Origin of the sequence: Frankia sp. AgPm24 (assembly GCF_023243055.1) — a bacterium.
GTDB classification, from domain to species: domain Bacteria; phylum Actinomycetota; class Actinomycetes; order Frankiales; family Frankiaceae; genus Frankia; species Frankia umida.
Window position 1 is genome coordinate 55,976 of record NZ_JALKFW010000225.1, and the last position, 11,419, is coordinate 67,394.

The 11,419-nt window shown below is 71.5% G+C and carries 10 protein-coding genes; 7 read left to right on the forward strand and 3 right to left on the reverse strand.

Going from position 1 to position 11,419, the window contains the following annotated elements:
• Nucleotides 1-16 precede the first annotated feature (16 nt).
• The 3 genes from ureG to MXD61_RS27385 all read right to left on the reverse strand — a co-directional run bounded on the left by ureG (nt 17) and on the right by MXD61_RS27385 (nt 2,408).
• Nucleotides 17-736 carry an urease accessory protein UreG gene (ureG, locus tag MXD61_RS27375; protein WP_251080707.1) on the reverse strand — a complete coding sequence of 240 codons (720 nt, stop codon included), beginning with the start codon at nt 734-736 and terminating at the stop codon, nt 17-19.
• Between the two features lie 18 nt (nt 737-754).
• Nucleotides 755-1,828: a tRNA (adenosine(37)-N6)-threonylcarbamoyltransferase complex transferase subunit TsaD gene (tsaD, locus tag MXD61_RS27380; protein ID WP_248816302.1), complete on the reverse strand. Its 1,074-nt coding sequence runs from the start codon at nt 1,826-1,828 to the stop codon at nt 755-757.
• A 109-nt stretch (nt 1,829-1,937) separates the two neighbouring features.
• Nucleotides 1,938-2,408 carry a Fur family transcriptional regulator gene (locus MXD61_RS27385; RefSeq protein WP_248816303.1) on the reverse strand — a complete coding sequence of 157 codons (471 nt, stop codon included), beginning with the start codon at nt 2,406-2,408 and terminating at the stop codon, nt 1,938-1,940.
• Between the two features lie 209 nt (nt 2,409-2,617).
• Here MXD61_RS27385 and MXD61_RS27390 point away from each other — a divergent pair, with 209 nt between their 5' ends.
• The 7 genes from MXD61_RS27390 to MXD61_RS27420 all read left to right on the forward strand — a co-directional run bounded on the left by MXD61_RS27390 (nt 2,618) and on the right by MXD61_RS27420 (nt 11,243).
• A complete protein-coding gene (locus MXD61_RS27390) occupies nt 2,618-3,379 on the forward strand; it encodes a peptide deformylase (protein ID WP_248816304.1) in 762 nt (253 codons plus the stop codon).
• Between the two features lie 244 nt (nt 3,380-3,623).
• On the forward strand, nt 3,624-4,586 hold the full coding sequence (locus MXD61_RS27395; protein WP_248816305.1) for an LLM class F420-dependent oxidoreductase: 963 nt from the start codon (nt 3,624-3,626) through the stop codon (nt 4,584-4,586).
• A gap of 93 nt (nt 4,587-4,679) precedes the next feature.
• Nucleotides 4,680-6,371, forward strand: a complete 1,692-nt coding sequence (locus MXD61_RS27400) for an FAD-binding oxidoreductase (protein WP_248816306.1) — start codon at nt 4,680-4,682, stop codon at nt 6,369-6,371.
• On the forward strand, nt 6,372-7,181 hold the full coding sequence (gene cobF, locus MXD61_RS27405; RefSeq protein WP_248816307.1) for a precorrin-6A synthase (deacetylating): 810 nt from the start codon (nt 6,372-6,374) through the stop codon (nt 7,179-7,181).
• Nucleotides 7,182-7,603: 422 nt separating this feature from the next.
• Nucleotides 7,604-8,770: an amidohydrolase family protein gene (locus tag MXD61_RS27410; RefSeq protein WP_248816308.1), complete on the forward strand. Its 1,167-nt coding sequence runs from the start codon at nt 7,604-7,606 to the stop codon at nt 8,768-8,770.
• 47 nt (nt 8,771-8,817) lie between these two features.
• Nucleotides 8,818-10,341 carry a CoA-acylating methylmalonate-semialdehyde dehydrogenase gene (locus MXD61_RS27415; RefSeq protein WP_248816309.1) on the forward strand — a complete coding sequence of 508 codons (1,524 nt, stop codon included), beginning with the start codon at nt 8,818-8,820 and terminating at the stop codon, nt 10,339-10,341.
• Between the two features lie 38 nt (nt 10,342-10,379).
• A complete protein-coding gene (locus MXD61_RS27420; protein ID WP_248816310.1) occupies nt 10,380-11,243 on the forward strand; it encodes an alpha/beta fold hydrolase in 864 nt (287 codons plus the stop codon).
• The last annotated feature ends 176 nt before the right edge of the window (nt 11,244-11,419 follow it).

The window sequence follows — 11,419 nt, forward strand, 5'->3', positions numbered from 1 at the left end:
TGCCCGGGTGCCCGGTCTAGTGGGCGGCGGGGGCGAGTTCGGCGAGCTGGACGCGGACCCAGGCCGTCACGTCGGTGGCGGTGGGATCGGTGGCCAGGGAGGTGAACAGGACCGGACGGGTGCCGCGGGCGACGGCGGCGTCACGGGCCATCACACCAAGGTCGGCGCCGACCAGCGGAGCGAGATCGGTCTTGTTGATGACGAGCAGGTCGCTGCTGGTCACACCCGGACCGCCCTTGCGCGGCACCTTGTCGCCGCCGGCGACGTCCACGACGAAGATCTGCCGGTCGATCAGACCGTAGCTGAACGTGGCGGTCAGGTTGTCGCCGCCGGATTCCACCAGCACCAGATCGAGTGGACCGGTCTCGGCCTCGAGATCCTCGACGGTGTCGAGGTTCGCGCTGATGTCGTCGCGGATCGCGGTGTGCGGGCAGCAGCCGGTCTCCACCGCCCGGATGCGCCCGGGGTCGAGCACACCCGCCCGCCGCAGGAAGTCCGCGTCCTCGGTGGTGTAGATGTCGTTGGTGACCACGCCGAGGCGCAGGCTCCCCGACAGCGCCCGGCACAGCGCCGCGACCAGCGCCGTCTTACCGCTGCCGACCGGCCCGCCGATCCCGATCCGCGGCGCGCGACCCGCGTCCACCGACCCCGGCCGAGCGCTGGAACCGACGCCGACGCCGACACCGGCTGGGCTGCCGGCGGGCAGGGCATCGCTGTGATCGTGGCCGAGATGCATCCTGGGGGTCCTCCCGATTCAGGCCGCGGTCGGGGTCAGGGTCACCGGGACGCCGAGCTGCGCCCGCTCAAGATAGGCGCCGGGCATCGCGGCCAGATCCGGCGGGGACGGCGGCGCACCCGCCCGCACCAGCAGGTCACCGAGCGCGGCGATCATCACCCCGTTGTCGGTGCAGCGACGCCGGGCCGGTACCCGCAGCCGAATCCCCGCCGCCGCACAGCGGGACGCGGCGACCTCCCGCAGCCGGCTGTTCGCCGCCACCCCACCGACGATCAGCAGATCGGCGATGCCCCGGTCGCGGCACGCCCGGATCGCCTTCGCGGTGAGCACGTCGACCACCGCCTCCTGAAACGACGCGATCACATCCCCGGACGCCACCCCCGAATCCGGATGCGATTCGGCCCAGCGGGCCACCGCCGTCTTCAACCCGGAGAACGAGAACGTGTACGGCGCATCGTTTCGCCCCAGCAACGGACGGGGAAACGCCAGCGCCGTCGGATCATGCCCGGCCGCCCCCCGGTCGACCGCCGGCCCCCCCGGATAGGACAGCCCCAGTACCCGCGCGACCTTGTCGAAACACTCACCCGCCGCGTCATCCAACGTGTCCCCAAGATGGACGATCGGATCGCGCGCCAGGTCCCCGACCTGCAACAACGACGTGTGCCCACCCGAGACGATCAACGCGATCAGCGGATTCGGCAGCGGCTGCCCATCCACCAGGTCCGCCGCCAGATGCCCGGCGAGATGATGCACCCCGTACAACGGCACGCCCAACGCCGTCGCATACGCCTTCGCCGCGGAAACCCCCACATGCAACGCGGTGGCCAACCCCGGCCCCGCCGTCACCGCCACCGCCCCGATATCGGACGCCGCCATCCCCGCCGACGCCAACGCCGCCCGCACACACGGCACGATCGCCTGCACATGCGCCCGCGCCGCTATCTCCGGCACCACCCCGCCATAGCGGGCGTGCTCATCCATACTCGTCGACAGCGCCTCGCCCAGCAGCACCCCGTCCCGCACCAGACCAACCCCGGTCTCGTCGCACGACGTCTCAATTCCCAGGACCACCGGGCCCTGCTGCGCAGGCATCTCCCGCGGCCTCCTTCTTACCCCTGACTCGCCACCGCACCTTTCGCGTGCGACGTTCGCACGGGACATGCCCACCGCGCGCCGACGCCGCCGCTTCTCAGCTTTCAGCCTACGCCGGTCGGATGGCCGCGCCCGTACCCACGTTCGGCTGGTCGCCGCAGGTCCGGCACACTCCCGTCAGCGCCGCGTGATCCGGTTGCAGCTGGAAACCGGTGGTGCGGGCGAGCCGTTCGGCGACCTCGTCCAGCAGATCAGCCGGGACGTCCTGGATCGCGCCGCAGCGCCGGCAGCGCACATGCAGATGCGTCTCACCGGTCAACCCCGCCGCCAGGTGATAGACCACCGGCCCGTGCGCCGGATGGACATGCGTCACGAGCCCCAGCTCACCCAGGGTCTCCACCGCCCGGTAGACGGTCGTGCGGTGCAGCCCCGGGACGATCAGATCCGCCCTGGCCAGCACATCCTCGACGCACAGATGATCGGCTGTCTCCGCCAGCACCCGCAGCACCGCTCGCCGCGCCGGTGTCACCCGCTCACCCAGCACCCGCAGCCGCGCCACTCCCGCCTCCGCCGCGTCCACCTTTACCACCCTACGAGTGGCCGGGTGGGACGTTCGGGGCCGGGTGGGCGTGTGCCGAGGGTTGTGCGGTGGCATGCCGAGGGTTGTTGGGTGTTCGGGCCGGTCGAATCCCGAACATGCCTCGGCATGTCGACGGGGGAATGATCATCTGGCGTCGGTGGTCGATGGCCACTTCCTGGTTGTGGGTTGTGTTGTGACACAGTGTCCACATGGCCGTGCTTCCGATCCGCACCGTCGGCGACCCGGTGCTGCGCACTCCGGCGGTGCCCGTCACGACGTTCGATGCGGCGCTGGCACGCCTGGTCGAGGACATGATCGAGACCATGTACGCGGCGCCGGGCGTGGGACTCGCGGCGCCACAGGTCGGCGTCGGGCTGCGGATCTTCGTCTACGACGTCGGCTACAGCCCGGGTGATCCAGCTGTGCCGCGGCACCCGCGCGTGGTCGTCAACCCCGTCCTCACCCTCGACGAGGAGAGACCCGCTGGCGAGGAGACGTCCGCCAGCGGGGGGGCGTCCGCCGGCGAGGGGACGGGAGCCAGCGAGGAGGCGTCCGCCGGCGAGGGGACGGGCGCCAGCGGGGCTGTGGACGTCGGCGAGGCCGACGACATCGGCGGGGCCGAGGACGTTGAGGACGCCGAGCGGGCGCGGGAGCGGGGGGTGGCCGAGGGCTGTCTGTCGGTGCCGGGGCTGTACTTCCCGACGCCGCGGGCCTGGCGGGCGACGGTGCGCGGGGTGGACGTGTCGGGGGAGCCGGTGGAGTACACCGGGCAGGGGCTGGCCGCCCGCTGTTTCCAGCATGAGTGCGACCACCTCGACGGGATTCTCTATCTGAGTCGGCTGACCGGTGCGGCGCGGGTCGCGGCGGTGCGTGCGCTGCGGGAGGCGTTGCCGGCTCCAGGTGACGGGCAGTCCGCGGGGTCCGCGTCCGCGCAGGCTGGGCAGGGGGCGTCCGCGTTCGGCCGATCGTGAGCCAGCACCGTCCGTCCGCGGTGTTCGTGGGGTGGTGCCGTCCGCTCGTGATGGTGGGGTGCTGCCGTGTCCGGGCGGGCGAGAGGCGACGGGGTTCGCCCGGTCATGACATCCTGGTCGGCCACGGCAGAAGTTATGGGAATGCGGGATGGACGAGTCACGCACGAGCCAGAGTCAGAGTCACCAGAGTCCGAGTCACCAGGTTCCGAGTCACCAGGTTCCGAGTCAGACGGGAGTGGCCGCGGTGAGCGACATCTCCGGCGGGCCGTACAAGCGGCCGTTCCGGTTCAACATCCAGTGTTCGTCGCCGGAGCAGGTGGATGCCCGGTCGTGGGCGGCGCTGGCACGGCGGGTGGAGGACCTGGGCTTCGCGACGCTCACCGTGTCCGACCATCTGGACGAGCAGGTCGCGCCGATCGCGTCGCTGATGGCAGCCGCCGACGCCACGACCACACTGCGCATCGGGTCGATGGTGTTCAGCAATGACTACCGGCATCCGGTGGTGCTCGCGAAGGAGGCGGCGACTCTCGACGCGCTGTCCGGCGGGCGGTTCGAGCTGGGCCTGGGCGCCGGCTGGATGACGTCCGACTACCAGCGCGCGGGGCTCACCCTCGACCCGCCGGGCGTGCGGATCGCACGGTTGGCCGAGGCGCTCACCGTCATCAAGGGGATGTTCGCCGACGCCCCGCTCACCCACACCGGCACGTTCTACCAGGTGAACGGGCTCAACGGCACGCCGAAGCCGGTGCAGCGTCCCCATCCGCCGATCGTCATCGGGGGTGGCGGGCGGCGGATGCTGACGCTGGCCGCCCGCGAGGCCGACATCATCGGTCTGAACATGAACATGGCCAGCGGGGTGATCGACTCCTCGCTCGGGGCGAACGCGACGACGGACGCCACCGAGGAGAAGGTCGGCTGGATTCGTGAGGCGGCCGGCGCGCGCTGGGACGAGCTGACGTTGCAGGTCCGCGTGCACATGGTGGTGGTGACCGAGGATCGGGAGTCGGTCGCCGCGCTGCTGGCCTCGGGTTTCGGCCTGACCACCGAGCAGGCCCTGACCACACCGCACGCGCTGTGCGGGTCGGTCGACGAGATCTGCGACGCCCTCGTCGAACGGCGTGAACGTTTCGGCATCAGCACCATCGGCGTCGCCCTCGACGCCCTGGACGCCCTCACCCCCGTCGTCGCCCGCCTCGCCGGCACCTGAACCCCGCAGCACCCGAACCCCGCAGCACCCGAACCCCGCAGCACCCGAACCCCGCAGAGCCCGTCCCGTCCGTCGTCTGTCGAGGAGTCACCGTTGGTCGAGCACATGAAGTGGTGGGGCTGGGGCCGGGAGAGCGTGTCGTTCTCGCCCGCCGACAAGCCGGCGCTGGCACCGTTCATCCGCAAGCACATCGGGCTGGACGTGACCCGCCCGCCCGCGCAGGCCCCGGCGTTCGCCGACCTCGACATCGCCGACCCGATCCTGCCGGACGCCCTGCGCGACGCGCTGACGGCCGCCGTCGGCGCCGAGCACGTGCACACCGAGACCCTCGAACGGGTCGTGCACGCCTACGGCAAAAGCCTGCGTGACCTGGTCCGGGTCCGCGGCGGTGACCTCGGACGCCTCCCCGACGCGGTGGTCTACCCGGGTGGCGAGGACGAGGTGCGCGCGGTGCTCACCGCCGCGATCGACGCCGACGCGGTCGTCATCCCGTTCGGCGGCGGGACGAACATCTCCGGCAGCCTGGAGGCTCCGCGCGGTGAGATCCGCCCGGTGCTGTCCGTGGACCTCGGACGCCTCGACCGCGTCCTGGACATCGACACCGACGCGCGGCTGGCCCGCATCCAGGCCGGTGCGCTCGGTCCGGACCTCGAAGCGCAGCTGAACGCCCTGGGCTGGACACTCGGCCACTTCCCCGACAGCTTCAGCCACTCCACCCTCGGCGGCTGGATCGCGACCCGCTCGTCCGGCATGCAGTCGGACAAGTACGGCGACATCGCGGACATCACCAAGGCCGTGCGGGTCGTCACCCCCGCGGGTGTGCTCGCGACCCGGGCGGTGCCGAGCCAGTCCACCGGACCGAGCGTGCGGGAGATGATCCTCGGCAGCGAGGGTCGACTCGGCATCATCACCGAGGCCACCGTGCAGGTCCACCGGGTGCCCGAGGAACGCACCATCCTCGGCTACTTCTTCCCCACCTGGGACGAGGCGCTGCTCGCCATGCGCGAGATCGCCGAGAGCGAGGCGGCCCCCAGCGTCACCCGCGTCGCCGACCCCGGCGAGACCCGTTTCTCGCTGGCGACCAGCAAGAAGGGTTCGGCGGTCACGGCGCTGGTCTCCAGGGGACTCAAGCAGTACCTGGCCCGGGTGAAGCACTTCGACCTCGAGCGGATGTGCCTGTCGTTCATCGGCTTCGAGGGCTCATCCGGCCATGTGCGCACCCAGCGCAAGCTCGTCGGTGACATCGTCAAGCGCCACGGCGGGGTGTGTGTCGGCACCGGCCCCGGGCAGCTCTACGACCAGAAGAAGTTCGACACCCCCTACATCCGCGACTTCCTGCTCGGCCAGGGCGCCCTCGCGGACGTCTCGGAGACCGCCACCAGCTGGTCGCAGCTCGCCTCCCTCTACACCGGGGTGGTCGCCCGGGCCCACAAGACGTTCGACGAGATCGGCGTCCAGGGCTGGATCATGGCGCACCTGTCCCACTCGTACCATTCCGGCGCCTGCCTCTACTTCACCTTCGCCTTCGCCTCCCCGGTGACCCTGGACGGCCTCGAACGCTACGACGCGGTGAAGTCCGCGATCCAGCAGGGCTTCATCGACCTCGGTGGCACCCTGTCGCACCATCACGCCGTCGGCCTCGAGCACGCCCCCTGGCTCGCCGACGACATCTCCCCGGCCGGCGTCTCGCTGGTCACGGCCCTGTTCGATGGCATCGACCCCGGCCACAACCTCAACCCCGGCAAGATCATCCCGTCTGTCGTTCCCGGACCGGCCGCCGACTAGATGCGCACGCTGCTGGTGGTCGGGATCGGCGCGGGTGATCCCGACCAGCTCACGTTGCAGGCGGTGCGGGCCCTGGAACGCACGGACGTCTTCTTCGTCCTCGACAAGGGTCCCGCCGCCGGCGACCTGACCGCACTGCGCCGCGAGATCCTCGACCGTCACCTCGGCGAGGGCACCTACCGTCTCGTCGAAGCCCCCGACCCGCCGCGTGACCGCACCCCCTCCGACGACCGCAGCACCGCCGGGCGCGCCGCCTACGCCGTCGCCGTCGACGACTGGCACGCCCGGCGCGCCGCCCTGTACGAGGCGATGTTCCTCGACGAACTGGACGACGAGGGCACCGGCGCGTTCCTGGTCTGGGGCGACCCGTCGCTCTACGACAGCACCCTGCGCATCCTCGAACGCGTCGCAGCCCGCGGCAAGGTCGCCTTCGAACACCAGGTGATCCCCGGTATCTCCAGCGTGCAGGCCCTCGCCGCCGCCCACCGCCTGGTACTCAACGGCATCGGCACCCCGGTGACCATCACCACCGGTCGCCGCCTGGCCGAATCCGGCTTCCCCCCGGACGTCGACGACCTCGTCGTCATGCTCGACGGCGACACCGCCTTCACCACCCTGACCAGCACCCACGCCGACGCCGAGGCCGACCTCCACATCTACTGGGGCGCCTACCTCGGCACCGACGACGAACTGCTCATCCACGGCCCCCTGCCCGACGTCGCCGCCACCATCACCCGCACCCGCGCCGACGCCCGCCACCGCAAGGGTTGGATCATGGACATCTACCTCCTGCGCCGCACCCCCCGCTAACCACCCCCACCACGCTCCGCCACACCCCGGGGCCGCCCCCAGGGCAAGATCCGCCTACGCGGGTCGTCGTGGGGGGCATATCGGACACGAACACCCCCACAACGACCCGTGTGCATCCTGCACACCCGCAGCCCTCGGCGGCGGCGTCACGGACCGTGGCCATAGGTGCGATCGTGGGCGGATGGCGGATGGCGGATGGCGGATGGCGGATGGCGGGGCCGGGCGGCCGGTGGTCGTGGTGCGGCCGGTTCCGAAGCCCTGATCGCCTGCTGGATGATGGACGTCCGCCGGCCGCATCGCCGACGGCCGTAGTGGCGTCTGACCGGCCCGGTGTTTGACAGAACCGGCGATCGTCCGCACCTTCGACCGGCGAGAGACAGTCGGGGGTTGCGCGCGTCACAGTCCTGCGTCACATTTTGGGCATGTGCCCAACGCCGGTAGCGCCCTACGTGCTGGATGCCGACTCCCACTGGTCCGAGCCCGCTGATCTGTTCAGCAGCCGTGCCCCGGCGGCCTACCGGGACCGTCTCCCGAGGGTCGTGGAGGTGGACGGCGTCCGTCAGTGGATCTTCGACGGGAAGCCGATGGGCGCCTTCATCGCCGGGGCGGTGATCGGCCGTGACGGCCAGAAGTCGGCGTCGGCCACGGTGCTGCACGAATGGACCGTCGACGACGTCCACGTCGGCGCCCACGACCCCGTCGAGCGGCTCAGGGTGCTGGACGAGGCCGGCATCGACGCCCAGGTCATCTTCCCGTCCACGATCGGGCTGGGCGGCCAGGACCTCGCCACCGCGGACCAGTCCCTGGCCCGCCTCGCCGTCGAGGTCTACAACGACGGGATGGCCGACATCCAACGGGAGTCCGGCAACCGGCTGCTGCCGTTGCCGCTCATGCCGGCGTGGGACATCAGGTCCTGCGTGCGGGAGGTCGCCCGGGTGGCCGAGCTCGGCGCGCGCGGCGTCAACATGACCTCCGACCCGCAGGATCTCGGCGCCCCGGACCTCGCCAGCCGCGAGTGGGACCCCTTCTGGGCGGCGTGTGCCGAGCACCGGCTGCCGGTGCACTTCCACATCGGCGCCAGCGTCACCGCGATGACGTTCTACGGGAAGTACCCGTGGGCGTCGCAGACGGAGAGCACCAAGCTCGCGATCGGCGGCGGCCTGCTGTTCATCGGCAACGCCCGGGTGGTCACGAACCTGATCCTCGCGGGCATCTTCGACCGGCACCCGGAGCTTCGTACCGTCTCCGTCGAGAGCGGGGTGGGCTGGATCCCGTTCATCCTGGAGACCCTCGACTACGAGATGGCGGAGAACGCCCAGGCGGACCTCGCGAAGCTCAAGCGCAGGCCGTCGGAGTACTTCCGCACCAACATCTACGCCACCTTCTGGTTCGAACGGGGCGGCAACAGGCTGGCCGACCTGATCGAGTCCGTCGGCGAGGACAACATCCTGTTCGAGACGGACTTCCCGCACCCGACCTGCCTCTACCCGGACCCGTTGCGGTCCGTCGCCGACAAGATGGCCACGCTTCCCGAAACCACCCGTAACAAGATCATGGGTGGTAACGGGAAGGCCCTCTACCGGCTCTGACCGTCCCGCGCGGCGCCGGCCACACGACCTCTGACCGACAGGACGGCATGGAGACAATCGGACACTGGATCGGTGGGAAACCGGTCGCCGGCGACGGCCGCGTCAGCCCCGTGTACAACCCGGCCACGGGGCGGCGCACCGCCGAGGTGACGCTGGCGACCGAGGCGGAGGTGGCCGACGCGGTCCGCGTCGCGTCCGCCGCCGCCACCGACTGGTCGCGGACGTCGCTCGCGCGGCGGGCCGGGCTGATGTTCCGGCTGCGGGAACTGGTCAGCGGCCACCAGTCGGAGCTGGCCGCGCTCATCACCCGTGAGCACGGCAAGGTCCGCTCCGACGCGCTGGGCGAGGTGGCCCGGGGCCTGGAGTGCGTGGAGTTCGCCTGCGCCATCCCGACCCTGCTGCGCGGGGAGTACAGCGCCGAGGCGTCCCGTGGGATCGACGTGCACACGGTGGCCCGGCCCCTCGGCGTGGTGGCGGGGATCACCCCGTTCAACTTTCCCGTCATGGTCCCGCTGTGGATGCTGGCCAACGCCGTCGCCTGCGGCAACACCTTCATCCTCAAACCGTCGGAGAAGGACCCCTCGGCGTCGCTGCTGCTCGCCGAGCTGGTCGCGCGCGCGGGCTTCCCCGAAGGTGTGGTCAACGTGCTCCAGGGCGATGCGCCGGCGGTGACGGGCCTGGTGGAACACCCCGACGTGGCCGCCGTGTCGTTCGTGGGCAGCACCCCGGTCGCCCGTCACATCTACGAGACCGGCACCCGCGCGGGCAAGCGGGTGCAGGCCCTCGGCGGCGCGAAGAACCACATGGTGGTCCTGCCGGACGCGGACCTCGGCGCCGCCGCCAACGCCGCGATCAACGCCGGCTACGGCTCGGCGGGGGAGCGGTGCATGGCGATCTCCGTGGTGGTGGCGGTCGGGTCCGTCGCCGACCCGCTGGTCGACGCGATCGCCGCCCGGATCCCGGACGTCGTCATCGGGCCGGGCGACCAGGAGACGTCGATGATGGGGCCGCTCATCACCGCGGAACACCGCGACCGGGTGCGGTCCTACGTGGCGGGCGCCGCGGGCGAGGGAGCCACCGTGGTGGTTGACGGTTCCCGGCCGCCGGCCGCCGTCGTGGCACCCGCCGTCGTGGCGCCCGGCGGTGGGGACGCGGGCGGTTTCTTCCTCGGCTGCTCGCTCGTCGACCAGGTCCGCCCGGGCATGCGGGTCTACGACGACGAGATCTTCGGGCCGGTTCTCGCCGTCGTGCGGGTGGACACCTACGACGAGGCCGTGGCGCTCGTCAACGCGAACCCGTACGGCAACGGCGTCGCCCTGTTCACCCGGGACGGCGGCGCGGCCCGCCAGTTCCAGCGCGACATCCAGGTGGGCATGGTCGGCATCAACGTGGCGATCCCGGTGCCCGTCGCCTGGCATTCGTTCGGCGGCTGGAAGGCGTCCCTGTTCGGTGACTCGCCCATCTACGGCCCGGAGGGTATCCGCTTCTACACCCGGCCCCAGGTGGTCACCTCCCGCTGGCCCGATCCCACCCCCGAGGCGATCGACCTCGGTTTTCCCATGAACCGCTGACGAGGCGGTCCCGAAACGTCAGGTAAGGGTGGTGCGCTGTGGCCGTGGCAACGGTGAACGGTCTATCGATCTCTTATGAGATCATCGGCTCGGGTCGGCCCTGGGTGATCACTCCGGGTGGCCGCTTCAGCAAGGACACCCCCGGTGTCCGCCAGCTCGCCGAGGAGCTTGCGGCCGCCGGCAACCAGGTGCTCCTCTGGGACCGGCCGAACACCGGCGCGTCGGACGTCTGCTTCACCGGGGAGTCGGAGTCGGCGATGCAGGCCGACGCGCTGGCCGGCCTGCTCACCCAGCTCGACCTGGCCCCCGCGGTGATCATCGGTGGTTCGGGGGGCTCCCGGGTGTCGCTGCTGACCGCCGCCCGCCATCCCAAGGTCGCCGCCGGTCTCGCCCTGTGGTGGATCAGCGGCGGGGTGCACGGCCTGCTGAGTATCGGCGTGCACTACTGCGGCGGATCGTTCGAGGCGGCCTGGGACGCCGGGATGGCCGGGGTCGCCGCGCTGCCCGAGTGGGCGCAGTCCCTGGAACGCAACCCCGGCAACCGGGCGCGGATCCTCGACCAGGACCGGGACGAGTTCCTCGCCACGATGGAACGCTGGCTGGCGGTGTACTGCCCCCGGGCCGACGAGGCCGTCCCCGGCCTACCCGACGCCGACGCCCGCGCGCTCGACCTCCCCACCCTGGTGTTTCGCAGCGGCGCCAGCGACCCTCACCACCGGCGGGAGACCACCGAACGGGTCGCCGCGACCCTGCCGCGGGCGCGCCTGGTCGAGCCGCCGTGGCCGGACACCGAATGGAACGACCGGCGGTCGTCCGCCGAGGCGGCGGGCGGCCTGTTCGTCCGCTGGCCGCTGCTCGCCCCGCACCTGCTCGCCTGGGCACGCGAGTCCGGCCTCGACTAGTACCCACAACCAGCACAAGTGCCGTTGCAGCACCAACCACCCCCCGCCCGTCCACCCCCCCGATCACCCTCCGCATCCAAAAGCATCCCACCCCACACGGCCCCCCCCCCCCCCCCCCCCCCCCCCCCCCCCCCCCCCCCCCCCCCCCCCCCCCCCCCCCCCCCCCCCCCCCCCCC